General features: G+C 65.3%; 26 protein-coding genes and 1 riboswitch. Of the genes, 11 read left to right on the top strand and 15 right to left on the bottom strand.

Annotation, left to right across the window (positions count from 1 at the left end; all coding sequences use genetic code 11):
* The first annotated feature begins 28 nt into the window (after positions 1-28).
* Positions 29-751: a tetratricopeptide repeat protein gene (locus CS1BSM3_RS09050; protein WP_072386641.1), complete on the top strand. Its 723-nt coding sequence runs from the start codon at positions 29-31 to the stop codon at positions 749-751.
* A gap of 201 nt (positions 752-952) precedes the next feature.
* Entirely contained in the window at positions 953-2,089 is a 1,137-nt protein-coding gene (locus CS1BSM3_RS09045) for a helix-turn-helix transcriptional regulator (protein WP_244540468.1), read from the top strand.
* 30 nt (positions 2,090-2,119) lie between these two features.
* Here the strand turns inward: CS1BSM3_RS09045 and CS1BSM3_RS09040 are convergent, their stop codons facing one another.
* The 6 genes from CS1BSM3_RS09040 to metZ form a co-directional block, all read right to left on the bottom strand.
* The gene (locus CS1BSM3_RS09040; protein ID WP_143149115.1) at positions 2,120-3,337 is read right to left on the bottom strand and encodes a patatin-like phospholipase family protein; all 1,218 of its coding nucleotides are present in this window, start codon (positions 3,335-3,337) and stop codon (positions 2,120-2,122) included.
* Between the two features lie 142 nt (positions 3,338-3,479).
* Positions 3,480-4,712, bottom strand: coding sequence for a serine hydrolase domain-containing protein (locus CS1BSM3_RS09035; RefSeq protein WP_072386639.1), 1,233 nt, complete (start codon positions 4,710-4,712; stop codon positions 3,480-3,482).
* A 41-nt stretch (positions 4,713-4,753) separates the two neighbouring features.
* On the bottom strand, positions 4,754-5,575 hold the full coding sequence (locus CS1BSM3_RS09030; RefSeq protein ID WP_072386638.1) for a YiiX/YebB-like N1pC/P60 family cysteine hydrolase: 822 nt from the start codon (positions 5,573-5,575) through the stop codon (positions 4,754-4,756).
* 267 nt (positions 5,576-5,842) lie between these two features.
* Complete coding sequence (locus CS1BSM3_RS09025) at positions 5,843-7,366, bottom strand: DHA2 family efflux MFS transporter permease subunit (RefSeq protein WP_072386637.1); 1,524 nt, start codon at positions 7,364-7,366, stop codon at positions 5,843-5,845.
* A gap of 33 nt (positions 7,367-7,399) precedes the next feature.
* Positions 7,400-8,239 (bottom strand): NADPH-dependent oxidoreductase, encoded by an 840-nt coding sequence (locus CS1BSM3_RS09020; RefSeq protein WP_072386773.1) that lies wholly within the window; start codon positions 8,237-8,239, stop codon positions 7,400-7,402.
* An 86-nt stretch (positions 8,240-8,325) separates the two neighbouring features.
* The gene (gene metZ / locus CS1BSM3_RS09015) at positions 8,326-9,537 is read right to left on the bottom strand and encodes an O-succinylhomoserine sulfhydrylase (protein ID WP_072386636.1); all 1,212 of its coding nucleotides are present in this window, start codon (positions 9,535-9,537) and stop codon (positions 8,326-8,328) included.
* A 93-nt stretch (positions 9,538-9,630) separates the two neighbouring features.
* A riboswitch (SAM riboswitch) is annotated at positions 9,631-9,709 on the bottom strand.
* Positions 9,710-9,952: 243 nt separating this feature from the next.
* Here metZ and CS1BSM3_RS09010 point away from each other — a divergent pair.
* Positions 9,953-11,074 (top strand): 2'-deoxycytidine 5'-triphosphate deaminase, encoded by a 1,122-nt coding sequence (locus CS1BSM3_RS09010; protein WP_072386635.1) that lies wholly within the window; start codon positions 9,953-9,955, stop codon positions 11,072-11,074.
* A 16-nt stretch (positions 11,075-11,090) separates the two neighbouring features.
* Here CS1BSM3_RS09010 and CS1BSM3_RS09005 read toward each other — a convergent pair whose 3' ends face one another.
* Positions 11,091-11,420, bottom strand: a complete 330-nt coding sequence (locus CS1BSM3_RS09005; RefSeq protein ID WP_072386634.1) for a hypothetical protein — start codon at positions 11,418-11,420, stop codon at positions 11,091-11,093.
* Positions 11,421-11,603: 183 nt separating this feature from the next.
* Between CS1BSM3_RS09005 and CS1BSM3_RS09000 the strand changes: the two genes are divergently transcribed.
* Both CS1BSM3_RS09000 and CS1BSM3_RS08995 read left to right on the top strand, forming a co-directional pair.
* A complete protein-coding gene (locus CS1BSM3_RS09000) occupies positions 11,604-12,437 on the top strand; it encodes a universal stress protein (protein WP_072386633.1) in 834 nt (277 codons plus the stop codon).
* A 172-nt stretch (positions 12,438-12,609) separates the two neighbouring features.
* Positions 12,610-13,047 (top strand): universal stress protein, encoded by a 438-nt coding sequence (locus CS1BSM3_RS08995; RefSeq protein ID WP_072386632.1) that lies wholly within the window; start codon positions 12,610-12,612, stop codon positions 13,045-13,047.
* A 91-nt stretch (positions 13,048-13,138) separates the two neighbouring features.
* On the opposite strand, the gene CS1BSM3_RS08990 is transcribed toward CS1BSM3_RS08995, so the two are convergent.
* Together CS1BSM3_RS08990 and CS1BSM3_RS08985 are read right to left on the bottom strand one after the other, a co-directional pair.
* Positions 13,139-13,429, bottom strand: coding sequence for a hypothetical protein (locus tag CS1BSM3_RS08990; RefSeq protein WP_072386631.1), 291 nt, complete (start codon positions 13,427-13,429; stop codon positions 13,139-13,141).
* 218 nt (positions 13,430-13,647) lie between these two features.
* Positions 13,648-14,001, bottom strand: a complete 354-nt coding sequence (locus tag CS1BSM3_RS08985) for a hypothetical protein (RefSeq protein ID WP_072386630.1) — start codon at positions 13,999-14,001, stop codon at positions 13,648-13,650.
* Between the two features lie 341 nt (positions 14,002-14,342).
* Between CS1BSM3_RS08985 and CS1BSM3_RS08980 the strand changes: the two genes are divergently transcribed.
* The 4 genes from CS1BSM3_RS08980 to CS1BSM3_RS08965 are packed head-to-tail and all read left to right on the top strand — an operon-like array spanning position 14,343 to position 17,535.
* Complete coding sequence (locus tag CS1BSM3_RS08980; protein WP_072386629.1) at positions 14,343-15,575, top strand: MFS transporter; 1,233 nt, start codon at positions 14,343-14,345, stop codon at positions 15,573-15,575.
* Between the two features lie 11 nt (positions 15,576-15,586).
* Entirely contained in the window at positions 15,587-15,784 is a 198-nt protein-coding gene (locus CS1BSM3_RS08975) for a hypothetical protein (protein ID WP_072386628.1), read from the top strand.
* Positions 15,785-16,870: a methylmalonyl Co-A mutase-associated GTPase MeaB gene (gene meaB, locus CS1BSM3_RS08970; RefSeq protein ID WP_083528451.1), complete on the top strand. Its 1,086-nt coding sequence runs from the start codon at positions 15,785-15,787 to the stop codon at positions 16,868-16,870.
* 5 nt (positions 16,871-16,875) lie between these two features.
* Positions 16,876-17,535, top strand: a complete 660-nt coding sequence (locus CS1BSM3_RS08965) for a pyroglutamyl-peptidase I (RefSeq protein ID WP_072386627.1) — start codon at positions 16,876-16,878, stop codon at positions 17,533-17,535.
* 3 nt (positions 17,536-17,538) lie between these two features.
* On the opposite strand, the gene CS1BSM3_RS08960 is transcribed toward CS1BSM3_RS08965, so the two are convergent.
* The 6 genes from CS1BSM3_RS08960 to CS1BSM3_RS08935 form a co-directional block, all read right to left on the bottom strand.
* A complete protein-coding gene (locus CS1BSM3_RS08960) occupies positions 17,539-17,823 on the bottom strand; it encodes a hypothetical protein (protein ID WP_072386626.1) in 285 nt (94 codons plus the stop codon).
* Positions 17,824-17,841: 18 nt separating this feature from the next.
* Entirely contained in the window at positions 17,842-19,359 is a 1,518-nt protein-coding gene (locus CS1BSM3_RS08955) for an amidase (protein ID WP_244540459.1), read from the bottom strand.
* Between the two features lie 75 nt (positions 19,360-19,434).
* Positions 19,435-20,406 (bottom strand): Bug family tripartite tricarboxylate transporter substrate binding protein, encoded by a 972-nt coding sequence (locus CS1BSM3_RS08950; RefSeq protein WP_174263655.1) that lies wholly within the window; start codon positions 20,404-20,406, stop codon positions 19,435-19,437.
* 56 nt (positions 20,407-20,462) lie between these two features.
* Positions 20,463-21,971 (bottom strand): tripartite tricarboxylate transporter permease, encoded by a 1,509-nt coding sequence (locus tag CS1BSM3_RS08945; protein WP_072386624.1) that lies wholly within the window; start codon positions 21,969-21,971, stop codon positions 20,463-20,465.
* Positions 21,962-22,420, bottom strand: a complete 459-nt coding sequence (locus CS1BSM3_RS08940; RefSeq protein WP_072386623.1) for a tripartite tricarboxylate transporter TctB family protein — start codon at positions 22,418-22,420, stop codon at positions 21,962-21,964. Before CS1BSM3_RS08940 ends, CS1BSM3_RS08945 begins: the two co-directional genes overlap by 10 nt.
* Before the next feature lie 199 nt (positions 22,421-22,619).
* On the bottom strand, positions 22,620-23,747 hold the full coding sequence (locus tag CS1BSM3_RS08935) for an S-(hydroxymethyl)glutathione dehydrogenase/class III alcohol dehydrogenase (RefSeq protein WP_072386622.1): 1,128 nt from the start codon (positions 23,745-23,747) through the stop codon (positions 22,620-22,622).
* Positions 23,748-23,999: 252 nt separating this feature from the next.
* On the opposite strand from CS1BSM3_RS08935, the gene CS1BSM3_RS08930 reads away from it, so the two are divergent.
* Both CS1BSM3_RS08930 and CS1BSM3_RS08925 read left to right on the top strand, forming a co-directional pair.
* Positions 24,000-24,497: an invasion associated locus B family protein gene (locus CS1BSM3_RS08930; protein ID WP_244540458.1), complete on the top strand. Its 498-nt coding sequence runs from the start codon at positions 24,000-24,002 to the stop codon at positions 24,495-24,497.
* 159 nt (positions 24,498-24,656) lie between these two features.
* On the top strand, positions 24,657-25,439 hold the full coding sequence (locus CS1BSM3_RS08925) for an outer membrane protein (RefSeq protein WP_072386621.1): 783 nt from the start codon (positions 24,657-24,659) through the stop codon (positions 25,437-25,439).
* The last annotated feature ends 44 nt before the right edge of the window (positions 25,440-25,483 follow it).

The raw sequence follows: 25,483 nt of genomic DNA, 5'->3' as shown, positions 1-25,483 counted from the left end.
GCCACGTTCTGCGCAATTGCGTTGCCGCTTGCTTGCCTGTTCCGTGCTTGCCGCAAGCGTCCTCCTGGCTGGAGCTTCCTTCGCCAACCCGATCGAGGACTGCGCGAATGCCGCTGATCCTGACGAGGCCGTTGCAGGATGCTCGCTCATCATCGATTCGACGTGGGCGAGTGATGAGCAGCTCGTGCAAGCCTACAATAACCGGGCCAACGCACGCACGCTGCGAGGGCAGATGAACGGGGCGATCGACGACTACAGCCGGGCGCTCGCCCTTGCCCCGAACTACGTGAATGCCCGCTACAACCGCGGTTCGCTGCACCTGGAGCTCGGCAAGCTTGCTTCTGCCGTCGCCGACTTCGACGAGGTGCTGAAGCTCGATCCGCATCGCGCCGACGCGGTGAACAATCGCGCCCTCGCACTCCTCAAAGCCGAGCGCTACGACGAGGCGATCTCCGGCTTCTCTGTCGCCTTGAGGCTCGATCCCACGAATGCCTATGCCTACAACAATCGCGGCGTCGCATGGCGGCGGAAGCAGGAGCTTGCACGCGCGATTGCCGATTTCGGCGCCGCGATCGACCTTTTGCCGGAGTATGCGGGCGCCTTGAACAATCGCGGAGAGGTTTACCTGCAGGAGAACCGTCGGGATCGCGCGGCGGCGGACTTCCGACGTGCGCTGGCCATCGACCCGCACCACGTAGCAGCCCGCAGGAATCTGGACTTCCTTTCGGATCGTTCGACCACGCGTCGATGACTGGAGGGGACGAAAAAAGACGCCGTTCAAGAGTTCGACGCACTTCGGCAACCGTGTGCGCCTGCGCTCGCTGGCTAAAACTATGCCGGTCTCTCAAATCCTCGATCGTTCGCCGCATCTTGTCATGCAACGCTGACAGGCTGATGATTACTTTGGTTCCCGGAGCCTGGTTGCGAACACGAGGGCTGTGCATTGGCGCGCGTGATCGAGCATCCTGAAAGTCTTCTCGACGCCATCTACGACACCGCGACCGAGCCGGATACGTGGCGGTCCGTGCTGACGCACATCGCCGATCTGACGGGAGGCCAAGGCGGCATCCTGTTTGGCCAGTCGTACGGCGCAGAGACGGTCTTCTTCGACTACAACGGGCGCCTCAGCGAGGAATGCAATCAGGCCTACAAGACGCGGCACATCCAAAACCCCTGGAACAGTGCCATGCAGAGGCAGGTCGTGGGGCGGATCGTTCTGTCCGATGAGGTCGTCCCGCTTGCCTCCCTTCGCCATACATCGTTCTTCGACGAGGTGCTGCGCCCGCAGGATGTCGCGCACAACACGATGATCGCGCTCGCTGCACGTGGGGATTTCTGCGTCGCCTTCAATCTGTGCCGAAGCGCCGGCCAGGGGCCGCTCGACGCAAGTCACCAGGACTGGCTCCAGCAGCTCATTCCCCATATGCGTCGATCGCTCGGATTAGCGTTCCGCATTGATGGCTATCGAGCTTTGCAGGAGGGCCAGTTCCGCATCCTCGACCGGCTCACTGCGGGTGTCGTTCTTCTCGACCAGCGCGCGTGCGTTCTCTACGCCAATGTGGCGGCGCGTGCGTTGAGCGCACACGACGGGCCACTTGAACTGCGGCGCACGAGCGTCACGGTGCGTTCGCCTCTCCACGCGCAGCGCCTCGCCGCGCTCGTTCGCGCCGCGCTGCACGGCGTCCCTTCGGCCTCGATCTCCGTGCCCCGCCCGAGTGATGAGACGCCATTGACGATCCTCGTATCCTCCGTGCGCGGGAAGGATATCGGACGCTTTGCGGATCTTCGAATGCCCGATGCGGCGGTGATGCTGTTCATCGTCGATCCGGCCAACCGTGCGGGCATTCCCGCGGCCTTGATCATGGAGGCCTATGGACTGACGCGCGCGGAGGCGCGGGTCGCCCTTGCGGCCGCATCGGGCCTCAGCATCCCGGAAGCCGCGATCCAGCTCGGGATATCCGCGAATACGATAAAGACGCATTTGCGCCGCGTATTTGCAAAGACGGGCACCGGCCGTCAGACGGAGCTCGTCCGGCTCATGGCGACGATCGGCCTGTTTTCACCTGGAAGTGGCAAAGGCGACGGCTGAAAGGCAGACCTACCGTGCCGAGGCCCGGGGCTATCGCTGTGCCGCGATCCGCACGGCTTCGGGCGGCGTGGGGGCCCAGGCATTGCCGCTCTGGCCGAGCTGGCGGCCGACCTCGAACAGCGCCTGCATGTAGTTCGGGTCGAAAGCCTTGGTGGCCTTGACGTTGAAACTCTGAGGGATCGACGTGAGGCGGAAAGCGGCGTCATCGCGCTCGGTCATGGCGTAGATCTGGTTGATGTCGCCCATGCCCTGATGCTTGGTGAGCGTGAACAGCGAGCGCGCGCTGATCGCCAGCACGTTCGAGCGCACCGCCTCGTACTCGGGGCCGATCTTGCCGTTGCGGATGACGTAGACAGTGCGGTGTGGCGGCGTCTGATAGAGACGATCGAACGTCTTCAGAGAGAACTGCGCCGGCGCCAGGAACACTTGGCGCGTGGGGCCGCCATCGACATGCATCTCCTCGAAGACCTTGTCGCCGACGCGCACCTTGACGTGCACGGGCGGGAAGATGCCGGGGAGCGACGCCGAGGCGAGCAGCACGTCGCGGAAGAGCTGAGCTGCTTCGGGATCGCGCGCGGCCGCAACCGCGATCTCGCCCATGTTCCAGATCACCTGGCGCTGAGCATCGAGATTGGTCGTGCCGATCAGGAGCAGGCGGCCATTGCGGTATTCCTGCGCGATCTCCGCCAGCATCCGCCTGTTGACGTGTTTCTTGATCAATTCGCGAAGCGGCGTGGAGTCGGCAAGCGCATCGGCACCGAACAGGCCGGCCAGCACCTGCGGGGTCGCGACGGAGCCCGAGTCGAAGTTGCGCCAGACCTCGGCGAGCTGATTGTCGTAGCGCGGGCCGAGATAGGCGTAGGGAGCGATGAGCGCGCCGGCACTCACGCCGGTCACGACTTCGAAGCGGGGGCGGTCGCCGCGCGTCGACCAGCCAGTGAGCAGGCCGGCGCCGAACGCGCCATCCTCCGCCCCGCCGGAGAGCGCGAGGTACTCGACGTGCGGACGGCCGTTCTTCATCGTGGCGCTGGCGGCCAGGCGCCGCACGTTCGGCATGTGGTTCTGGACGAAGGCGTAGATGTCCTTCGGAACCTCATCGCCCCAGAAGCGCGTGGCGCCGGTGATCGGCACCTTCGCATCCGACACGAGGGCGGACGGCACGGCATGGCGCTCCGGGCCCGCGCACGCAGCCGCCGCTATGGCGATCAAGCCGAGGGCTATGACGCGACCCAGTACCGACCTACGCAAAGTCACAACCCCCTGAATCCCCACCTCCGATCAAGCGGCGCCAGCATAGTCGATGAAGTCGCCCGTGGAACAGCCCGGCATTGCTCGCAGGGAGCCATACCGTGGTCGGATGGCCACAGGCGTGTCAGCCCGGCCCCCGAATTTAGGCCATCAGCGCCCGCGCGACGGCCGCGAAAGCCGGCAATGTGACAGGATCGTTGTTCACGTTGCCCGCCGCGTGATGCGAGGCATAGCGGGCAATGACGACCTCGGCCTTGGGATCGACGTAGATCGACTGGCCGTGGATGCCGCGCGCCATGTACACGCCATGCGGGTCATGGCTCACCCACCACTGGTTGCGATAGGACCAGCCGGGCAGCGTCGGGTAGCCGGCGGGCGCGAACTTCTCCGGGTCGGCGCCCTTGGCGATGTCGTCGACGACGCTCGCCGGCACGATCTGGCGGCCGTTGAACTGGCCGCGGTTGCGCATGATCTCGCCGAAGCGGGCAAGGTCGCGCGTCGTCGTGTTGAGGCCGCCGCCGCCGCTCTCGATGCCGAGGCGGTCGACGGTGTAATGCGCGTCTTCCTCGGCGCCCATGGGCTGCCAGATGCGTTCCGACAGCAGCTCGGAGAGCGACTGGCCGGACGTGCGGCGGAGGATCCACGCCAGCACATCCGTGTTGATGGTCTTGTAGGCGAAGACCTGGCCGTGCTCGCCCTGCTTCTGCTGGGTCGTGAGATACTCGAGCAGTGAGGTCGGCGGCTTGCCGGGCTCGGGCGGCGCCATGCCGTTGGCGCGGCGCATGGGCCAGATGTCGGAGTTCGGGTCCGTGTAGACCTCCGTGTACTTGAGGCCTGTGGTCATATCCATGACCTGGTTCACGGTCGCATCGCCGAAGGCGCTCTTGGCGAGCTCCGGCACGTACTTCGTCACCGGCGCTGCCGGATCGATCTTGCCTTCCGCGACCAGCATCCCCGCGAGCGTGCCGGTGAATGATTTCGTCACCGACATGGCTAGGTGCTGCTTGTGCGGCTTCAGCGCGCCGAGGTAGCGCTCGAAGACGAGGCGGCCGCGGTGGAGCACGACGATGCCGTCCGCGTAGGTCTCCGCGAGCGCCTGATCGAAGGTGATCGGGCGGCCATCCATGGTCGTCGCCTTGACCTTGCCGAGATCCTGCTCGTCACGCGGGAGGACGGATGCCGGGCCTGAACCGCGCCAGACATTCACGGTCGGCACGAGCTGGCGGATGTTGCTCCACGCCCAGCGGAGCTCCGGGAAGCTGCGGAAGCGGCTATCGGCGAAGGTGATGGCCTTCTCGGGCGGCGGCGGAAAGCCGGTCATCCAGCCGAGCTTGATGGGATCGCTGTCGGCGGCATTTGGGGGCGTGGTGGTCATCGGCAGGCATCCTTCGGTCGGTGCGCAGGATCGGGGACAGTCTAGGCGCTGCGGCTGCGGCTGGTCTCGGTCATCTTGGCGGGGCCCTGGTCGTCGCTGGCCCATCTCAGGCCCTTGTAGTTGAAGCCTTCAGAGATCGTGGGCTTCACGATGTCGAAATAGGGCGAGAGGTCGAAATCGGCGGGGGCATAGAGGCTGTAGTGGCGGATGTGCAGGATCTCGCGCTGGCGAAAACGGGTGATGCCACCTTTTTCATCCATCAGGAGCTCGACGCGCGGCAGGATGGGATACGCGATGCGGCCGAAGGCCTCCGCAATGAGCGTCGAGCAGATCGTGCGCGTTGGTTCGCCGGACCCGAGCGCGATCATGCGACGGCGGAAGCGCGCCGGCACCGGCGGTGTTGGCAGCAGATAGCGCGCAAGATCGAAGATGTTGCGCATGTCGTACTTGGCGCCGAGCCGCGAGATCATGAACGTGACGAGCGCCTCGCGATCGGCCTCCGTGAGGCCGATCGGCCGGCAAATGCGCGTATGAAAGCGCTCGTACTTCGAGAGCGGTGCCGAGGCGCAACCTTCCGTTGCGGTGACCTCGATCAGCACGTGCGGCTCGCCATTCCCCGCCGTTTGGTCGAGCACGTCGCCGACGTAGAGCGCGGCGTGCGACCATGTCGATTGCGTCAGGTACTTGATGGCCGTCGAGAGCGTGCTGCCGCCCGCGACGAGAAGGACGTCACCCGTTCGCAGCGTGCGCCGGAGCGCCTCCCGGTCCGTAGGAATGAACGGCTCTTCGCCCGGCGTCTCGCTTTCGAGGCGCCCTGCGAGCCAGTGGCCGAACCGATCGAGCAGTCTATCGAATGGGCCCATGCTTTCTCTGTTTTCGAGCCGCGTCAGATCCCACCGGGCGCGATCTTAAACGCGCTAGTGTGATGGTCGAGAAGTTCGCCAGATGTCGCGGCACGGTATTGAGCGAACCTCTCGATCTGAATCACACTAGCAAAGCCATGATTCTAGTGTCCCTTTTGATTCCGAAGTTCGCTCTCGACACCGGCTTCGAGGTAAAGCGAACTTCGGAATCGGGACACTAGGTCCCGCGTCCACCGCCAACATGCCTCACCATCCCATCGTCCTCTGTCACCGGCTCTGGGCCCGCCTCACCAGCAGGGCGAGCGGGATCGCGGTGAGCGAGATCAACGTGTAGATGTAGAAAACGTTCGTGTAGGCGATCAGCGCCGCCTGTCGGTTGATCTCCTTGGAGAGCGAGGCGAGGCCCGAGAGTGTCTCGACGTTCCATCCGCTCATGGCCGGTCCGAGCAGGAGCTGCTTGCTGTAGGGTGTGACGTTCTCGACGAGGCGGCTGTAGTTGGCGCCCGTGGCTCGAACGACCTCGGCAACACAGATCGAGATGAAAAAGCTCGAGGCGATGTTGCGCGTGAGATGAAAGACCGAGGTCGCCTCGGCGCGCGAGGCCGCGGGCAGCGTCCAGAATGCCGTCGTCGCGATCGGGGCCCAGATTAGGCCCACCGCCGTGCCCTGGAGGAATGCGTTGAGGGCAAAGGTCGCGAAGTCGGCGTCGAGCGTGATCGCCATGAGCCACAGGCCCGAAAGGATCTGGACGCCGAAGCCGATGATCATGGTCACGCGCGGGTCGAGGCGTCCCATCATCATGACGAGGAAGAAGCCGGCTGCGACGCCGACGCCGCGCCAGCCGACCATCAGGCCGATGAGACGGTCCGTGTAGCCGAGGTGAGCCTGGAGCAGCGGCGGCAGCAGGACCATCGGCGTGAAGTTCACCATGCCGAACATGCCGACGAGCAGCAGCCCGATCGCGAAGTTGCGGTCGAGCAGGATGCGCAGGTCGAGGAAAGGCTTCCGCGCCGTGAGGCTGTGGACGACGAAGAGGTAGAAGGCGACGACGCCGATGAAGGTTGCGACGATGATCTCGGTCGACTCGAACCAATCGAGGCGCTGGCCGCGCGCGAGGATGATCTGCATGGCCGCGATGGCGATGGAGAGCGAGAGAAAGCCCGTCCAGTCGAGCGAGGTCGGCCGGCGCGAGTCGTCCTGGGGCAGGATCAGGCGCGCGCCGATGGTTGCGAGGAGCGCCACCGGCACGATCATGTAGAAGCCCCACCGCCAGCCGTAATAGTCGGATAGGACGCCGGCAAGCATCGGCCCGATGATCGGCCCCGCCGTGTTCGCCATGCCGAAGATGGCGATCGCTTTCGGATGCTGGTGCCTGGGGAAGACGTCGAGAATGAGCGTCTGGCCGAGCGGCAGCATCGGTGCGCCGGCCGCGCCCTGAAGCACGCGCCAGAGCACGAGATCATCGAGCCCGCGTGCCAGCCCGCAGAGCAGCGAGGCCAGGGTGAAGCCCGCAAGGCTCCAGAACATGACATTGCGGCGGCCGAACGAAGCGACGAGCCACCCCGTCATGGGGGTGACGACGGCCGTCGCGAGGATGTTGAAGGTGACCACCCAGGAGATCTCGTCCTGGGTCGCGGCCATGGCGCCCTGCATTTGCGGCAGGATCGCCGTCGCGGTGAAGGTCGCGGCGTTGTAGACCGCCGAGCTCAGCACCACCACGAACAGCACGAGCTGACGCCGGGCGACCGTCAACTCGATTGCCGGGACATCATGCCCGGTCGTGGTGGTCATGGGGCGAGCCCCCGCTATGTCCCGCGAGCGCTCTTAGCGCAGCGGGAAACCGAGAGCCTTGAAGGCGTCCTTCATCCGATCGCGGCCGGTGAGCGCATTGAGCTTGGCCATGCGATTGATGACGCGCTGTGTCCACGTGTAGGCCGCCATCTCGTGGCGGCGCGAGAAGGCTTCGAGCCGCTTGTCGTAGGTGGCGCGTGCTTCAGTCTCGCCCGCCGTCGAGTAGCGGTCATGGTGCAGCACGACTTCCTGCGGCAGGCGCGGCTTCACCTCGCCGGCCGACTCGGGCTTCGCGTAGCCGATGCAGAGGCCGAACACGGGGCCGGCGCCCGAGGGCAGCTCAAGCAGCTCCGCGACCCGCGTGACGTTGTTGCGCAGCGCGCCGATGTAGACCGTCGAGAGGCCGAGCGACTCCGCCGCGATAACGGCGTTCTGGGCCGCCATGGCCGCGTCGATCGAAGCGACGAGGAAAGCATCGAGATAGGGGAGGACCTCGAGCGTCGCGCCCTCGGCCTTGCCGAGGCGCTCGTTGCGCGAGAGATCGGCGATGAACACGAGGAAGATCGGGCACTCGATGATGTGCTTCTGCCCGTTGGCGACCTCGGCCAGCACCTTCAGCTTCTCGGGATCCGTGACCTCCATCACCGACCACGTCTGCAGGTTCGAGCTCGTCGCAGCCGACTGCGCGGCAGCGATCAGGATCTCGAGCGTGCCGGGCGGTGGCGGGGTCGTCTGATAGCCGCGCACGGAGCGATGGCCCATCAGGCTCGCGATGACATCGTTCCAGGGAAGCTGGCCCGGCTTGGGCTCCGTGCCGTAGCGCGCGGCAAGCGCGCGCGCCTGCGCCGTGGCCGGCGGATCGATCGCATTCATGATCATTTCCCTGGATTCAGTGGCGGGCTTTGTCCGGTCATATTCGAGCAGACCGGACCGCCATTGTCCACCGATCAGGCCTTTCGTCACCCCGCGCGCATGGCTGCCAGACCGCGATCGAGGTCCGCGAGGAGATCGACCGGCGCTTCGAGGCCCACGGAGAGGCGGATCATGCCGTCGCTGATGCCGAGCTCGGCACGGGCTTCGGGCTTGAGACGCTGGTGCGTCGTGGTCGCCGGATGCGTGACGATGCTTTTTGCGTCCCCCAGATTGTTCGAGATCTTCATGATCTTCAGCGCATTCAGGAAGCGGAATGCCGCCGCCTTGCCGCCCGCGACCTCGAAGGTCACGACCTGGCCGCCGCCGCTCATCTGCTTGCGGGCGAGCTCCGCCTGCGGATGGTTCTTGCTGCCGCAGTAGAGGACGCGCGTGATGCCGGGTTTCGTCTCGAGCGTAGCCGCGATCTCGGCGGCGGCGGTGCACTGCGCGCGCACGCGCACGGGCAGCGTCTCGAGGCTTTTCAGGAGTACCCAGGCATTGAACGGGCTCATGGATGGCCCTGTCTGGCGCAGGAAGACCTGGAGATAGTCCTTGAGGAACTGCGCCGAGCAGAGAATGAGCCCGCCGAGGCAGCGGCCCTGGCCGTCAATGTGCTTGGTCGCGGAGTAGACGACGACGTCGGCGCCGAGTGCGAGCGGCTTCTGCATGAGGGGCGTCGCGAAGACGTTGTCGACGAAGACGAGCGCGCCGACGGCGTGCGCGAGATCCGAGACGGCGCGGATGTCGACCAGATCGAGCGTCGGATTGGCCGGCGTCTCGAAGAAGACGGCTTTGGTCTTCGGCGTGATGGCCTTCTTCCATGCGGCGAGGTCCGTGCCGTCGACGAGCGTGCAGGAAATGCCGAAGCGCGGACAAAGCTCCTCGACGACATAGCGACAGGAGCCGAAGAGCGCCTTTGCCGCGACGACGTGATCGCCGGCACTGAGATAGCTCAGCAGCGCGGAGGTCACCGCCGCCATGCCCGTCGCCGTCGCGCGCGCCGCTTCCGCGCCTTCGAGCAGGCGGATGCGCTCTTCCAGCATGGCCACGGTCGGGTTCGAGAAGCGCGAGTAGATGAAGCCCGGCTCCTCATCCTTGAAACGGGCCTCGGCCTGCTCGGCCGTCCCGTAGATGTAGCTCTGTGTCAGGTAGAGCGTTTCGGAGGTCTCGCCGAAGGGGGAGCGCATCGTGCCGCCATGGACGAGGACGGTCTCGGGGCTCCACTCGGCGGGGATGGACGGGGGGACGGGGTCTGCCATCTGCGGGTCTCCTGTCGGCGGGACACGCGGGGCGCCCCCAAGAAAACTAAAACCGGCCTCGTGGTCACCCGCATGTGCCGGGCGCGACCAGGAAACCGGTTCCGCACGGCCCTTTTAGCGAGTTGTTTTACGTGGCTGCAAGCCGGCCGGCCAAATCACCACGACGTCTGAGACGCGGATTATCGCATCCTCGGGCTTGGCGTCAATGGGTGGATGGGCTATGCGCGAGCGGCACGAGTGTCCCGATCGCGAAGTTCGTCACCATCTGTGGCGGGCTCTCGAACGAACTTCGCGATCGAAAGGACACTAGCAAGTCTATGCTTCTAGTGTGGTTCAGCTTCCGAAGTCCGCCTCCGACACCTGCCGCGAAGGGGATGGCGGACTTCGGAACCACCACACTAGTGAGGGAGCTCCTATGCCGAAAGCGCGCGCGAAGCCCAGTCAGCGGGCAGGAATTCTGCCTATTCAGGACATCCGCGCCCTGGTCGTGTCGGGGGCGATCCATGCGGAGCGCGCCTTCGCGCCGACCCAGATCCAGCCGGCGAGCCTCGATCTCCGTCTCGGCGACGTCGCCTATCGCGTCAGGGCGAGCTTTCTGCCTGGTGGCCCGGGCGGCCGCACGAACGTCATGGATCGCCTCAAGGAGCTGTCGCTCCACAAGATCGACCTCAGTTCCGGCGCCGTCCTCGAAACGGGCTGCGTCTATGTCGTGCCGCTGCAGGAGCGCCTCGCACTGCCGGCGGACATCGCCGCCGCCGCCAATCCGAAAAGCTCGACGGGCCGGCTCGATGTCTTCACGCGCGTGATCGCGGATGGCGTCTCGTCCTTCGACACGATCCCTGCGGGCTATGCCGGCCAGCTCTATGCCGAGATCTGCCCGCAGACTTTCCCGATTGTCGTGCGCCGCGGCTCCATGCTCAGCCAGATCCGCTTTCGCGCGGGCGATCCCGTCGAGACGGACGATGCGCTCGAAGCCCTGCACAAGAAGGTCACGCTCGTGCGCGGCGGTGCGGCGGCCGATGTTCGCGGCGGCATCGCGCTCTCGGTCGATCTCGTCGGCGAGAGCAAGGGTCTCATCGGCTATCGTGCGCGGCGCCACACGGGCCTCGTCGATGTCGACGCACCGGGCTCCTGTCCGCTCGCCGACTACTGGGAGCCGATCGTCGTCGGCGACAGCCAGCGCCTGATCCTCGATCCTGACCAGTTCTACATTCTCGCTTCCAAGGAAGCCGTGCACGTGCCGCCGACACATGCGGCCGAGATGATGCCTTTCAATCCGCTCGTCGGCGAGTTCCGCGTGCACTATGCGGGTTTCATGGATCCGGGCTTTGGTCACGCGCCGGCCGGCGGCGCGGGCGCGCGCGTCGTGCTCGAGGTGCGCAGCCACAAAGTGCCCTTCATTCTCGAGGATGGGCAGATCATCGGCCGGCTCATCTACGAGCGCATGACGGCGGTGCCGAGCGTGCTGTACGGCACGGATCTCGGCTCGCACTATCAGGCGCAGGGCCTGAAGCTCTCGAAGCACTTCCGGGTTTGATCGCTTTCGTGTGCGCTCAGCACACGTTGACGGGCTCGCAGAGGCGGATCGTGAAACGCTCGTTCTCGCGCTCGCGCTTGAAATCGAACTCGCGCGTATCCGCACAGCGGATGCGGCCTTCAAGGCCGACGATATTGCCGACCGGCACCTCGCGCACCATGAGGACCTTGTCGAGGGCGCAGCGCTGCTGCTCCTGAAGCTGGTGCCGCAGCAGGACCTCCCACGACTCCGTCGTGCGCGCGATCGTCGTGCCGAGCACAAGAAGGGCGACGGCAATGGCGCAAATGCCGAGCGGGCGTGAAAGCACGATGGCCGCCAGGACGTCGGCTCTCGCTTGACGAAGCATTCGGGGCCCCCTCGGCGTGTGCATTGGCAGGCGCGCCGCCGGCTTGGAACTGGCCGGCGCGCTCCTATGTTCCATACATACGTACTGGCGTCGGACTGCCTTGATGCGTGTCAAGGCGGCCGGACGCGCGCCGTTCAATGTTCATGTCACGCGCAATTGCGACAAAAGCGGAGAGGTCGGCCCATGGCCTGGAAAACCATTACGACGCAGATCTCCAATCCGGGTCGCGCCAAGGTGCTGCTGAGCGTCGCCGGACGTCTTGCCGAGCGTTTCAACACGCACCTGATCGGCATCGATGCAACCCCGACCTTTTCGTTTGCAGCACCGATGATGGCGCCTGCCGACGTGGAGGCGATCATCGCAGCCGAAGGCCAGCGGGTCAGGGACCTCAAGGAAATGTTCGAGACTGCGGTGGCCAACCGGCCGTTCGTAAGCGAATGGCGTGAGCTCAGGATCGAGGATGGCGATTTGCCGTCCGCCGTTCTCGAGCACGCCCGCGCCTCGGACCTCATTGTCGCGAGCCAGACCGATCCCGACTGGGAGCTTTCAGGCCTCTTCGATTTTCCCGAGCGCCTCATGATGGAGGGCGGGCGGCCCGTGCTGCTCGTGCCCTATGCCGGCACCTATGGCGAGATCGGCAAGCGCGTTACGGTCGCCTGGTCCGGGAAGCGGGAGGGCGCGCGCGCCGTGTTCGATGCCCTGCCCCTGCTGAAGGGCGCCGAGGTGGTCACGCTGCTCTGTGTCGTCGGCGGTGGGGCCGAGCCCGAGCCGGGCGAATTGCCCGGCACCCAGATCGCGGCGGCGCTGTCGCGCCACGGCGTCAAGGTTACGGTGCAGAAGTCCGTTGCCGAGGAGATCGGCGTCGCCGACGATATTCTCTCGCGTCTCGCCGACAACGGCTCCGACCTGCTGGTCATGGGTGCCTACGGCTATTCGCGGCTGCGCGAGATGGTGTTCGGCGGCGTCACGCGCCATATCCTGCGGCACATGACCGTGCCCACGCTGATGTCGCACTAGTGTCCCGAGCGAGCTTCGGGATCAAAAGGGACACTGGAATTGTAGTCTTGCTAGTGTGGTTCAGATCGAGAAATTCGCTCGATAGCGTGCCGCGACAAGTGGCGAATTTCTCGATCATCACACTAGGCCTGCCGCCAATCGAGAATTCTGCATCGAACAAGGAGAGGCACTGATGTACGACCGCATTCTGATTGCGACTGACGGCAGCGAACTCGCCGAAAAGGCGGTCGATCAAGGTCTCGCCATGGCCAAGGCCGTGGGCGCGAAGGTCATCGTCGTGCGGGTGACCAGCATGCCGGCGCCGATGGTCTACGAGGGCGTCGTCGTGGCGCTGCCGACCGAGGAGATCCGCGCCGAGATCGCGGCGCGGGTTGCCGAGCACTTCACGGTTCTCAAGAGCAAGGCGACGGCACTTGGCGTCGACATGGAGACCGTGCACGTCGAGCACGACCAGCCCTGGCAGGCGATCATCGATACGGCCAAGCAGAAGGCCGCCAACCTGATCGTGATGGCATCGCACGGGCGCCGCGGCATCTCGGCCGTGCTGCTCGGCAGCGAGACCCAGAAAGTCCTCACGCACACGACGATCCCGGTGCTCGTCTGCCGCTGAGGCTCAGCGATCGCGCGCTCCAACGCGAGCGCCCCCAGGACCCGTGGGTCAAGGGGGCGCGAGGAGCGTCAACTGGCGTGGGGGAGTACGCTTACCAGGCGACGCAACGCCATTTCACCTTCCCGCTGCGGGAGTGATACCTTTGCCAGCGCAGGCAGTCGGGGCCGAAGCCGCCGCGATAGTAGGACGACGGGGCGTATCCGTAGTGCCTGCTGCCGTAGTAGTAGCCGCCGTAGACCAGCGGCGCGCCAATGACGACGGACACGCCGCGGTGATGATGGTGATGGCGGTGCTTGCGCGCCTCCGCGCCCGTGGCGCTGGCAAGTGACAGGGCTACGATTGCCGTGGCGGCGGTTGCGGCGAAAACGGCGACATTGGACATGTGTTTTTCTCTCCTGGACCCGAGCGTGGACGCCCGGGCGGCGACTTCGGTTGGTCTCCAGGATCGGTGTACAGAACAAAGTTCACTGTTCGATTGAGCGGGCGCCAGCAATTTAGTCGGCATTGTGAGGATTGGGCCGCCAAACGGCGGCGCCCCCGACCGGTGAGGATCGAGGGCGCTGGAACTGTCAGTGATGCGGCGACGGCGGCCTGAGGGGCCTACCAGGCCATGCAGCGCCACTTCTTGGGCTTTACCCAGCGGCGGTCGTACTTGAAACCCCAACCGCGGCAGTAGACGGGGCTCGGCGCGGCGTAATAGGGCCTGTAGACGATGCCGGCGGGGCGGAAAATGCCTTCCGGCTGCTGGTAGATGCCTTCGCGGCGGAAGTAGTAGGGGCCGCGGTACGGGCGATAGCCGTCATAGACGTAGGGCGGTGTGCCGACGAAAACGATGACGCCGCTGGAGCGGTATCCGTATTTGTAGCCACCTGCCTCGGCGCTCGGAGCTGCGGCAAACGACAGGGCACCGAGCAAGGCCGCCGTCGCGGCAGTGAGAAGTGCGGTCTTCGACATGTGGCTCTCTCCTGAGCGACGCCCGCTGGGCAGCCGGTCCCGGTTCGCGGCTCTAAGAAAAGCTTAATCTCGATGGGAGTTACCTGACAAAGCTCTCCGATTAACTCGGTAAACGGATCATCTTAGCCTTATATTGTCGATGATCGCCCGCGCGCTGGTGGTCTACTGCCGCGGCTCAAGGAAATGTGCGGCCGGCAATGCAGCCTTGCGGGTCTCCGCCGCAACTCGACATGGAGCCCCGGCGCAGGGCATAAGACACTCGAAACAGTGCTGCAGCTTCCTGCCTCGCGGCCCGCGCTTTTCTTCAGCGTCAGCCGGCGAGCATCTGGTTGGACCGAAGAATGTCAGCTCAAGCAATTGCCGCAGCGCGGCCCGCGCGCCCGCTGTGGCTGGTTATTCTTGCCGCCGGTACGATTGTCGGCCTGGCCATGGGGCTCAGGCAGGTCATGGGGCTTTATCTCAAGCCGCTGACCACAGAACTCGGCATCGGGCGCGAGCCGTTCTCCAATGCCATGGCAATCGCCAACCTCACTTGGGGCGTGCTGACGATCGTGGCGGGCGCCGTCGCCGACAGATACGGCGCCGGGCGCGTCCTCATCGTCTCCGGGCTCGCGACCGTCAGTTCGTTCTATCTCATGGCCACTGCGCAGAACCCGCTCGACCTCTATATTGCGGGCCTTCTCGCGGGCGCCGGCGTCGCGGGAACGGGCGTTCCCGCTCTTGTCGGTGCTGTTGGCCGCGCAGCGCCGGCCGAAAGGCGCACAGCCGCGATCGCGTCGCTCGGTATGGCGAGCGGCATCGGCACACTCATCGCATTTCCCTATGCCCATGTGCTGATCGAAACGATCGGCTGGAAAGCCAGCCTGATGGTCATCTCGGCCACCTGCCTGCTGATCCTTCCGCTGGCCTGGCCGCTGGCGGGCAAGCCGACGCCGTCCGCTGTTGGTGCCGCCAAATCCCAGACGCTGGTCGAGGCTTTCCAGGAAGCCTTCCGGCATCCGAGCTTCTGGCTGCTGACATCAGGCTTCTTCGTCTGCGGCTTCCACCTTGCCTTCTACGGCGTTCACCTGCCGGCATTCGTTTCCGATCTCGGAATGCCGTCGTGGGTTGGCGTGTGGGCGCTGATGGCGGTCGGCGTCGCCAATATCATCGGCACGTACGCCGCCGGCCAGTCGGCCCGCTTTGTCGAGCGCCGCGTCGGGCTGAGCTTCATCTACTTCATGCGCTCGTTCGCGTTCCTGGGGCTGCTCTTCCTGCCGCTGACGCCGTGGCTGATCATCGCCATCTCGGCGCTGCTCGGGCTCTTCTGGCTCTCGACCGTGCCGCTGACCTCGACGCTGGTCGGGATCTTCTTCGGCACGCAATGGATGTCGATGCTCTTCGGCTTCGTCTTCCTGTCGCACCAGCTCGGCTCGTTCGCGGGTTTGTGGCTTGCCGGAACCCTCTATGACTCCACCAAATCCTACGATAGCATGTGGTGGATTTCGATCGCGCTCGCGATGTTTGCGGCGCTCATTCACTGGCCGATCCGCGAGCGTCCCGTCGCACGGCTCAGGGAACAGCCCGCGACCTGAGGAGGCCACGCATGACCTCGATCAGTGAACCGCAAGTTGCGCCGCAGACGGCGGCCGAAGTGCCCGAGCGGATGCCGCGCGCGGTGCGCCTCGGGCTGACCTTGGCGCTCGCCCTGCTCATGATGGGCGCGCTCTATCTCGTCGCCGTCAGGGGCGAAGCGCTGCTCGTCGATTTGTCGACGCTCGGGCAACGCCTGTGGTGCTTCTGAATGGTGGGTGATGGTGCCAACGGCGAGCCGGCCGGGGGATCTGCCGCGGCGCTCGGCCGGCAGAGCTTCGACGCACTCTCGCTCGAGGCGCTCGCAGAGCGCATTCGCGCCCGTAACCGCGCAGCGCTCGCGCGCGCCATTACGCTGATCGAAAGCACCAAGCCCGCACATCGTACGCGCGCGCAGGCATTGCTGCAGATCCTGCTGCCGGAGGCTGGCCCCAATACCGGCAAGGCGCACCGCATCGGCATTACCGGCGTGCCGGGCGTCGGCAAGTCGACGACGATCGATCAGCTCGGTATGAACCTGATCGATGCCGGACACCGCGTGGCGGTGCTGGCGGTCGATCCGACCTCCCGGCGCACGGGCGGCTCCATTCTCGGCGACAAGACGCGCATGCAGCGCCTCTCGTCGAGCGAGAATGCCTTCATCCGCCCCTCGCCCACATCGGGCACGCTCGGTGGCGTGGCGCGGCGCACGCGCGAGACCATGCTGGTGGTCGAGGCCGCGGGCTATGATGTCGTGATCGTCGAGACGGTGGGCGTCGGCCAGTCCGAGACGGCCGTTGCCGAGATGGTCGATTTCTTCCTCGTGCTGCTGCTCGCCGGCGGCGGCGACGATCTCCAGGGCATCAAGAAGGGCATCATCGAGATCGCCGACATGATCGTCATCAACAAGGCCGATGGGGACAATGTCGCGCGGGCCTCGCGCTCGGCGGCCGAATACCAGGGCGCGCTCAATCTGCTGACGCCCGTCTCGCCGAGCTGGAGCCCGCCCGTGCTCACCATGTCGGCACAGGAGAACAAGGGCCTCGACGTGCTCTGGCAGAAGATCGAGGAGCACCGGCGCATCATGACCGGCACCGGCGCCTTCCTCGCGCGCCGTCAGACGCAGGCCGTGACCTGGATGCACGACATGCTCGCCGACCGCCTCATGGACGAGGTGCGCAGCCGCGCGCACATCGTGGAGCGCATGGGGCAGCTCGAAGCGGAGGTGCGGCTCGGGCGCCTGACGCCGGCCATGGCTGTCGAGAGCGTGATGACGCTGCTCAGCGAGGATCGCGCTGGCAAATCGTCGGAGACCTGACGGCCATGCTCAATGGTCGCACGACCGTGCTGCTCACTGGCTTCGGGCCCTTTCCGAGCGTGCCGGCCAATGCGACATCGCTGCTCGTCCCGCGCTTGGCCGAGGCAGCGCGCGCGGCCTTCCCGGGGATCGTCTTCGAGACGCGCACGCTGCCGACCGAGTGGGCCGCTGGTATCGAGCACCTCTACGGGCTCTATGAGGGTCTGACGCCGACCGTGGCATTGCATTTCGGTGTGTCGTCGCGCGCGCGAGGTTTCGAGATCGAGGCGCGCGGGCGCAATCGTCTCGGCTTCCTGCCCGATGCGGCCGGCGTCTTTCCGGCGTCGCCGGTGCTGAGGGCCGAGGGGCACGAGTACCTGGCGAGCACGGTGCCGGTCAGCGCCATCGTCGCGCGGTTGCGCCGTCGCGGGCTGCCGGCCTTCATCTCGCGCGATGCCGGGGCTTATCTCTGCAACGCGACGCTCTATACGGCGCTCGACATGGCGCGACGATCCGCGCGCGAGCATCGCATCGGTTTCGTGCATCTGCCGTCGTCGCTGCTCGTCGAGGAGCGGCGGCCGGCATTTGGCGTCCATCCGCGCTGCCCGCTCACATGGCGCGATGCGATCGACGGTGGGCTCGAGATCATCGGCGCGACACTGGGCCGGCCGGTGGTGCGGCGATAGGCTCTACTCGATCGGCGTTCGGAAGTTCCGCGCGAGATAGCCCATGATGAAGGCGATGAGGCGCCCCACGCCATAGCCGATCACTGACGCGACGAAGTTCACCAGCAGGAGCTTCAGCACGAGATCGATGAAGATTGGATTGTTGAAGGGCCGCCAGACTTCGAAATTCCAGTTCGCCACCACTCCGATATTCACGACCACGGCCGCGACCGTAAGCAGGGGCACGGTCCACACGCGCCAGCGCACGAGCCCGATTAGGAATGCGATGGCGAGCGTGTAGAGGATCATGGGCGTGCGCCCTCGCTGTTACTTCATGTCCGTGCGCTTCGGCGGCGCCGTCACGATCGACTTGAGAGCCGGCGTCGGCTTCATCAGCTTGTCCAGGTCCGGCAGCGGGCGCTTCAGCTCATCGCTCGCGTTGAATGCCTGCTCCATGGCGTGCGCTGCCGAGAGCACGAAGGCATCCGCGCGCGCCTTGCCGACGACCTGGAGGCCGAAGGGGAAACCCGCGTGATCGACGCCGCAGGGAATTGAGATCGCTGGATTGGTCGCGAGCGTGACGACGTATGTCAGCGAGAGCCAGTGGTAGTAGTTGCGCAGCGGCTTGCCATTCATCTCGGCGAGATAGAGCTGCGTCCACGGGAAGGGCGAGACCGGCACGGTCGGCGCGAGAATGAGATCGTACTCATCGAACAGCGTCTGGAACTTCCGGTAGATGCGCGTCTGCTCGAGATGGGCCCAGGCGACGTCGGCCATGCTCATCTTCGCGCCGAGCTCGTAGTTCGCGCGGATGTTCGGGCCGAGCGTCGAGGGATCCTTCTCGTAAGCATCGCGATAGCGCCCGACGAAGGCAATCGCGCGGACGACGTCGAAGCACTCGTCGGCCTTGCCGAGATCCGGCTCGATGGCATCACAGCGCCGGAAGAGATGGCGCATGGCCTTCACGCGGTCGCGGAACACCTTGCGAATGGGCTTGTCGACCGGGCTCGTGCCGAAGTCCTCGGTGAAAGCCACCTTGAGTCCGCCGAGATCGACTGGCTTTGGTGCTGCGAGGCCGGCGATATCGACATCGTAGCTCAGCGGATCAATGGCGTGCTGGCCGGCCTGCGCGGCCATGAGCTGGCAGGTGTCGGCGACCGTGCGGCCCATGGGGCCGAGCACCGAGATCGCCGACCACCCCATGGGGCGCATGGTGTGCGGCACGACGCCCGGCGAGGGCCTGAAGCCGACGACGCCATTGACCGCGCCCGGAATGCGCAGTGAGCCACCCGTGTCCGAGCCCGTGCACACAGGCAGCATGTCGGTCGCGAGTGCGACTGCCGAGCCGCCCGACGAGCCGCCGGCGTTCTTCGTCGGATCGAAGGGATTGCCCGTCGCGCCCCACACGGGATTGCGGCTGTTCGCGCCCGCGCCGAACTCGGGCACGTTCGTCTTGGCAACCACGACACCGCCGGCTGCACGAATGCGCGCGACCATCACGGTGTCGTTCTCAGGGATGTTGTCCTTGTAGAGCGGCGAGCCGTAGGTCGTGAGCAGCCCGCCGGTGTTCTCGAGGTCCTTCACGCCGACCGGCAGGCCGTGCAGTGCGCCGAGCGCCTCGCCGTCGCGAACGGCCTTCTCCGCAGCCTTTGCCTCGCGCCGCGCCCGCGCATAGCAGGTGGCCGTGACCGCATTCACGGCCGGATTGATCTCGGCGATGCGCTCGATGCACGCCTCGAGGAGCTCGACGGGCGAGATTTCCTTCGAGCCGATGCGGCGGCGCATTTCGACGGAGGAGAGCGAAAGGAGATCCGAGTGCTTGGGCATGACGGTGCGGGGCCTCATGTGCGGCTCAAATGAATTCGGCCAGCGAGCGTATCGCTGGCCGAACTGTTTGTCCTGATACTTCTGGGAAGAGGGCTATTCCAGCTTGACCTTCGCAGCCTTGATCAGGTCGGCATTGCGCTGGGAGTCGGCCGCGAAGAATTCCGCAACCTGCTTGGTGGACTGGACGGGCAGCGAGGCGCTGACGGCGCGCAGCTTGCTCTTCATGTCGTCCGTCTGGGCGAGCTTCACCATTGCGGCGTTGAGCTTCTCGGCGATTTCCTGCGGCATGCCTGGCGGGCCCTGGATCGAGTACCAGATCGGCACGTCCGAATCCGGATAGCCGAGCTCCGTGAGCGTCGGGATGTCCGGGAAGTCCCAATGGCGCTGCGTGTCGTTGATGTTGAGCAGATGCAGCTTGCCGGCCTTCACGTGCGGAATGTTGTTGATCTCGTTCATCATCTGCACGTTGTTCGGCAGCAGGTCATTGAGCGCGTCGGCGCTGCCGCGGTAGGGCACGTGCAGGATGTCGATGCCGGCCTTGAACTTCAGCATCTCGAGGCGGAGATGGGTCGCGGTCGCGAGGCCCGCCGAGCCGTACGAGAGCTTGCCGGGGTTCTTCTTGGCGTAGTCGAGCATCTCCGCGAACGTCTTCGGTCCGACCTGCGCGTTGATCGAGAAGCCCGTGACGAAGTCGCCGGTGCGGCCGCACGGCACGAACTTGGTCGCATCGTAGGGGGCTTTGCGCAGATGCGGCAGAACGGTGAGCGTCGCGCCCGGCGTGGCCAGAAGCGTGTAGCCATCGGGCGGCGCCTTGGCGACCGCTTCCGTGCCGATCATGCCGCCGGCACCGCCGCGGTTCTCGACTACGAACTGCTGGCCGAATGTCTGGCTCAGCGCCTCGGCCCAGGGGCGGCCGATCAGGTCGCTGCCGCCGCCCGGCGCGTAAGGAATGATGCAGCGGACCGGGCGCTCCGGCCAGTTCGCCACCTGCGCCGTTGCGCGCGGAATGGAAAAGCTGGTGACCGCCGCGGCGCCGGCCATGGTCAGAAATTCACGACGTCGCATAGTGCTTCCTCCTAGTCGTTCTGAAACTTTGATCAGCTCATTTTCGAGGGGCAGCATTACTCCTGAAATGCCGTTTCGCGGCCTTTGCGGATGGCCGGCAAGACGACGAGCAGGAGAAGAATTCCAGCCAGGACCAGGAATGCGAACGAGAGCGGCCGCTGGAAGAACACCCACGGATCGCCGCGCGAGAGCAGCATGGCGCGGCGCATATAGACTTCCATCATGGGGCCGAGGATGAAGCCGAGCAGCAGCGGCGCCGGCTCGCAGTCGAGCTTGATGAGAAGATAGCCGAGCAGGCCGAAGCCCGCGATGAACAGCACCTCGTTCGCGGAGTTATTGAGGCTGTAGACGCCGATGCAGCAGAAGAAGAGCACGGCGATCGCGAGCAGGCGGTAAGGCACGAGCAGCAGGCGCACCCAGAGTCCGATCATCGGCAGGTTGAGGATGATGAGCATGAGGTTGCCGAACCACATGCTGACGATCATTCCCCAGAAGAGGCCCGGCCGCTGCTCCATGACCTGCGGCCCGGGAATGATGCCGTGGATCATCATGCCGCCGATCATCATGGCCATGACCGCATTCGATGGGATGCCGAGCGTGAGCATGGGAATGAACGAGGTCTGCGCGGCGGCGTTGTTGGCGCTCTCGGGGCCGGCGACGCCCTCGATCATGCCCGTGCCGAATTTTTCCGGTGTCTTCGAGACTTTCTTTTCCAGCGTGTAGGCCGAGAAGGAGCCGAGCACGGCGCCGCCACCGGGCAGGAGCCCGAGGACGCTGCCGAGGATCGTGCCGCGCAGGATGGGACCGCGGCTCCTTCGGAAGTCCTCGCGCGAGGGCCAGAGATTGCTGACCTTCGAGCTGACCAGATCGCGTCGCTCCGGGTTCGTCAGGTTCGCGATGATCTCGGCAATGCCGAAGATCCCCATGGCGAGCGGCACGAAGCCGAGCCCGTCGAAGAGATCGCTGATGCCGAAGGTGAAGCGCAGATTGCCCGTGTTCACATCCGTGCCGACGAGCCCGAGCAGCATGCCGAGGAAGACCATGCCGAAGGCTTTGATGATCGATCCCCGCGCGAGCACGATGGAGAATACGAGGCCGAGCACCATCAGCGAGAAATAATCCGCGGGAGCGAACTGCTGCGCCAGCCGCGTGAGGGGTGGTGCTGCTGCGGCAATGAGGATGGTCGCGACGCAGCCGGCGAAGAACGAGCCGATGGCCGCGATGGCAAGCGCCGGTCCGGCGCGGCCCTGGCGGGCCATCTGGTAGCCGTCGAGCGTCGTCACGACGGAGCTCGACTCACCCGGCAGGTTGACGAGGATCGCGGTCGTCGAGCCGCCGTACTGCGCGCCGTAGTAGATGCCCGCGAGCATGATGAGCGCGCCGTCGGCCGGCAGGACGTACGTCACCGGCAGCAGCAGCGCCATGGTGGCGACCGGACCGACGCCCGGCAGTACGCCGACGGCCGTGCCGATGACGGCGCCCATGAGGCACCACATCAGGTTTTGCATCGTGGCAGCGACGGACAGCCCGAGCGCCAGATTTGCCAGCAGGCCGTCTAGCGCCATGAGAGCCCCTGCGGCAGGATGCGGATCGGCATGCCGAGCCCGAGGATGAAGACGACAACGCCGAGCACAACCATGAAGATCGCGAACAGCGCATACTCGCGCCAGCGCGTCTCGGGGGTTCCGAAGGCGGCGAGCGTCATCGACACGAGCATCGTGACCGCAAGGCCAACGCGGTCGACGAGCAAGGCGAACGCAATCGTCGCGAGCGTGATCATCAGGGCAGGACGCCACGCCCATTCGGTGAGGTGCGGGCCGTCAGCAACGAGGGATTTTCCCGCGAGGATGATCCCGGTGCCGGCGAGCAGCCACGCCAGCGCCTTCGGCAGCACGCCCGTGTCCGGACGCATGGCCGTCCCCATGGGGTAGTCGGCAGCTATCCAGTAGGCGCCGAGGCCGATGGCGATGAAGAACAGCCCGGTCGCGAAGTCCTGGCGGTTCCTAATCCGCATGCGAAATTACCATGTGCGTTCCCTCGTCCGGTGCACTTGTCGGCACCTCGGTCGCCGAGTTTTTGTCCTCGGTCTTATGCGCAAGCATCTATTGCAGCGTATTTTTCTGCACATGACACCGCGGCGTTCGCCCGTCAAGACGAACTTGGCCCGGCCCGGCTGGGTCAGCCGAGGGCCGGGCCAATGGGCAGCCTGCAGATTAGAATACCACCACGCTGCGGATGCTCTCGCCGGCGTGCATGAGGTCGAAACCCTTGTTGATGTCGGCGAGCGGCAGCGTGTGCGTGATCATGGGATCGATCTGGATCTTGCCGTCCATGTACCAGTCGACGATGCGCGGCACGTCCGTGCGCCCGCGCGCGCCGCCGAAGGCCGTGCCCTTCCATACGCGCCCGGTGACGAGCTGGAAGGGGCGCGTCTTGATCTCCTGGCCGGCGCCGGCAACGCCGATGATGATCGACTGGCCCCAGCCGCGGTGCGAGCATTCGAGGGCCGTGCGCATGACCTCGACATTGCCCGTGCAATCGAAGGTGTAGTCGGCGCCGCCGATCTGGTCGGCTCCGCGCTTTGTCATGTTCACGAGGTGCGCGACGAGATCGCCGCCCACTTCCTTCGGGTTCACGAAGTGGGTCATGCCAAAGCGCTCGCCCCACTCCTTCTTCGAATTGTTGAGATCGACGCCGATGATCATGTCGGCCCCGACGAGCCGCAGCCCTTGGATGACATTGAGGCCGATGCCGCCGAGGCCGAAGACAACGGCCGTCGCGCCGGGCTCGACCTTGGCCGTGTTGATGACGGCGCCGACGCCGGTCGTCACGCCGCAGCCGATGTAGCAGATCTTGTCGAAGGGTGCGTCCTTGCGCACTTTCGCGACGGCGATCTCCGGGAGCACCGTGAAGTTCGAGAAGGTCGAGCAGCCCATGTAGTGGTGGATCGGCTTGCCATCGAGCGAGAAGCGGCTCGTGCCGTCGGGCATGAGGCCCTGGCCCTGTGTCGAGCGGATCGCGGTGCAGAGGTTCGTCTTGCGCGAGAGGCACGACGGGCAGGAACGGCACTCGGGTGTGTAGAGCGGAATAACGTGGTCACCCTTGGCGACGCTCGTGACGCCGGGGCCGACATCGACCACCACGCCCGCGCCTTCATGGCCGAGGATTGCCGGGAAGAGACCCTCGGGATCGGCGCCGGACAGGGTGAACTCGTCGGTGTGGCAGATGCCGGTGGCTTTCACCTCGACGAGCACTTCGCCCGCCTTGGGGCCTTCGAGGTCGACCTCGACGATCTCGAGGGGCTTGCCCTTCTCGAAAGCGACGGCGGCGCGTGTTTTCATGGCTTGCGATCCTTCACCAGTCCTGTTGGCGTGCGGTTGTACGGACCGGCCACGCGTGCTTATGCTGCCGGCCGTTCAGCGGGGATGATTCATTTCAAGTATTACAGCCTTCGCGAGGGATCGAAAGGCCCCGGCATCTGGCGCACGGCCCTGGGGCTGGTCGCACTTCGGCCGGATTCACCGCTCAGAGCAGCGCCGAACGTAGAGGGGACCCATCGCGTGAAGGAATGGCGTGAACTGAGCTGTCGGCTCGTGGCCGCTGCACTGATGCTGCTTGCCGGCGCATTTGCGGCGCAGGCACAACTCGGGCCGGGGCAGGATGGCACCGTCAAGGCGCAGCACGGTGACTGGCAGATCGTGTGCCGCCCGCCGCCGCCGGGGGCCAAGAACGAGACGTGCGCGCTCGTGCAGAGCGTTGCCGCCGAGGACCGCAACAACGTCGGCCTCACCGTGTATTTCCAGCGCTTCTCGAATGGCCAGCAGGTGCTGCGCGTCTTCTCGCCGCTCGGCGTGCTGCTGCCGCCGGGGCTGGGCCTCAAGGTCGATGGTCAGGATGTGGGCAGCGCGCCGTTCCTACGCTGTCACAACTTCGCCTGCTATGCGCAGGTCGTCGCCGACGCGACGCTGATCGAGCGGCTGTCGAAGGGGCAGTCGGCGGTCTTCATCATCTACCAGACCGAGGAGGCCGGCATCGGCATCCCGGTCTCGCTCAAGGGCTTCGCCGAGGGGCTGAAGGGGCTTGGCAACTGACGCACCCGCGCCAGCTTCGTAGTGTGCCTTTCAAGTAACGTGCATTCACTCGCGCTGCTCCCATCGAATTCCGCGTGGAGCGAATCAGGCGTTTAACCCATGCCCCCGCGGGTTCTTCGGGGAGAGTGGGTCCTTTCCCTGTTGTGATACGGGGGGACGATGACGAAAGCGGCAGCAGTGCTGTTCGCGGCGACACTCGCTGCGGGCGTGTGGGGCGCAACATCAATTCAAGCATCGGCCGCCGAGCGCGATTGGTCGGGCTTCTATGTTGGTCCCAATCTAGGAGCCGCTTGGAGCGACGTTCGCAAATCTCTTCGAACGCCCATCGGTGACGGCAATCCTCCATATTTTTATCCTGCGGACGCAGAGGCAATAAACGCCGCTGGCAGCATAAGGTGGAGGCATCGAGAGCTAAGTATTGGGGGACAAGCCGGATACAGCGTCCAATTCGGCAACCTTCTGCTTGGCGCTGAGATAGATATCGGACGGCTTGGCTTCAAAGGGCAGGCATCCAGCACGCAAATGCTGCCGAGCGCCGCTTCCAATTTTACCACCGAGACCACCGTCAAAGCGAACAATCTCGCAACGCTGCGCGCGCGGCTCGGGTACGCCGCGGGCGGCGGACTGCTCTACGTCACGGGCGGCCTCGCATACTCGAAGGTGTCGTTCAATCAAACGACGGTGCTTGCATCTTTGCCGACAAACGATGATGCGTCTGAAACGAGTCATCGGATAGGCTGGACGGTAGGCGCGGGAGCCGAATTCGCTTTGGATCGCAATTGGACGATCAAAGCCGAGTATCTGTACGCGGATCTGGGCTCGTTTCGCACCACGACCTATCCCGATACGCCGTGGGATGGCGGTGGCCAGCCAATTCCCTTCGCGCATTCGGTCGACCTGACAACCCAGATCGCGCGACTTGGATTGAACTACAAGTTTTGAGTTTAGGGGGCCGGACAGCCGGCCCTCCTCTCCCCTCGGCAGGC

The organism is Hyphomicrobium sp. CS1BSMeth3 (genome assembly GCF_900117415.1).
Taxonomy (GTDB): Bacteria; Pseudomonadota; Alphaproteobacteria; order Rhizobiales; family Hyphomicrobiaceae.
This window is presented reverse-complemented; position numbering and strand designations above follow the sequence as displayed.

Excerpts from the sequence above, each read along its gene's own strand:
- CS1BSM3_RS09035 (WP_072386639.1), bottom strand. The coding sequence starts at position 4,712 with ATGACCACCACGCCCCCAAATGCCGCCGACAGCGATCCCATCAAGCTC.
- CS1BSM3_RS09030 (WP_072386638.1), bottom strand. The coding sequence starts at position 5,575 with ATGGGCCCATTCGATAGACTGCTCGATCGGTTCGGCCACTGGCTCGCA.
- CS1BSM3_RS09025 (WP_072386637.1), bottom strand. The coding sequence starts at position 7,366 with ATGACCACCACGACCGGGCATGATGTCCCGGCAATCGAGTTGACGGTC.
- CS1BSM3_RS09020 (WP_072386773.1), bottom strand. The coding sequence starts at position 8,239 with ATGAATGCGATCGATCCGCCGGCCACGGCGCAGGCGCGCGCGCTTGCC.
- metZ (WP_072386636.1), bottom strand. The coding sequence starts at position 9,537 with ATGGCAGACCCCGTCCCCCCGTCCATCCCCGCCGAGTGGAGCCCCGAG.
- CS1BSM3_RS09010 (WP_072386635.1), top strand. The coding sequence starts at position 9,953 with ATGCCGAAAGCGCGCGCGAAGCCCAGTCAGCGGGCAGGAATTCTGCCT.
- CS1BSM3_RS09005 (WP_072386634.1), bottom strand. The coding sequence starts at position 11,420 with ATGCTTCGTCAAGCGAGAGCCGACGTCCTGGCGGCCATCGTGCTTTCA.
- CS1BSM3_RS09000 (WP_072386633.1), top strand. The coding sequence starts at position 11,604 with ATGGCCTGGAAAACCATTACGACGCAGATCTCCAATCCGGGTCGCGCC.
- CS1BSM3_RS08995 (WP_072386632.1), top strand. The coding sequence starts at position 12,610 with ATGTACGACCGCATTCTGATTGCGACTGACGGCAGCGAACTCGCCGAA.
- CS1BSM3_RS08990 (WP_072386631.1), bottom strand. The coding sequence starts at position 13,429 with ATGTCCAATGTCGCCGTTTTCGCCGCAACCGCCGCCACGGCAATCGTA.
- CS1BSM3_RS08985 (WP_072386630.1), bottom strand. The coding sequence starts at position 14,001 with ATGTCGAAGACCGCACTTCTCACTGCCGCGACGGCGGCCTTGCTCGGT.
- CS1BSM3_RS08980 (WP_072386629.1), top strand. The coding sequence starts at position 14,343 with ATGTCAGCTCAAGCAATTGCCGCAGCGCGGCCCGCGCGCCCGCTGTGG.
- CS1BSM3_RS08975 (WP_072386628.1), top strand. The coding sequence starts at position 15,587 with ATGACCTCGATCAGTGAACCGCAAGTTGCGCCGCAGACGGCGGCCGAA.
- meaB (WP_083528451.1), top strand. The coding sequence starts at position 15,785 with ATGGTGGGTGATGGTGCCAACGGCGAGCCGGCCGGGGGATCTGCCGCG.
- CS1BSM3_RS08965 (WP_072386627.1), top strand. The coding sequence starts at position 16,876 with ATGCTCAATGGTCGCACGACCGTGCTGCTCACTGGCTTCGGGCCCTTT.
- CS1BSM3_RS08960 (WP_072386626.1), bottom strand. The coding sequence starts at position 17,823 with ATGATCCTCTACACGCTCGCCATCGCATTCCTAATCGGGCTCGTGCGC.
- CS1BSM3_RS08955 (WP_244540459.1), bottom strand. The coding sequence starts at position 19,359 with ATGAGGCCCCGCACCGTCATGCCCAAGCACTCGGATCTCCTTTCGCTC.
- CS1BSM3_RS08950 (WP_174263655.1), bottom strand. The coding sequence starts at position 20,406 with ATGCGACGTCGTGAATTTCTGACCATGGCCGGCGCCGCGGCGGTCACC.
- CS1BSM3_RS08945 (WP_072386624.1), bottom strand. The coding sequence starts at position 21,971 with ATGGCGCTAGACGGCCTGCTGGCAAATCTGGCGCTCGGGCTGTCCGTC.
- CS1BSM3_RS08940 (WP_072386623.1), bottom strand. The coding sequence starts at position 22,420 with ATGCGGATTAGGAACCGCCAGGACTTCGCGACCGGGCTGTTCTTCATC.
- CS1BSM3_RS08935 (WP_072386622.1), bottom strand. The coding sequence starts at position 23,747 with ATGAAAACACGCGCCGCCGTCGCTTTCGAGAAGGGCAAGCCCCTCGAG.
- CS1BSM3_RS08925 (WP_072386621.1), top strand. The coding sequence starts at position 24,657 with ATGACGAAAGCGGCAGCAGTGCTGTTCGCGGCGACACTCGCTGCGGGC.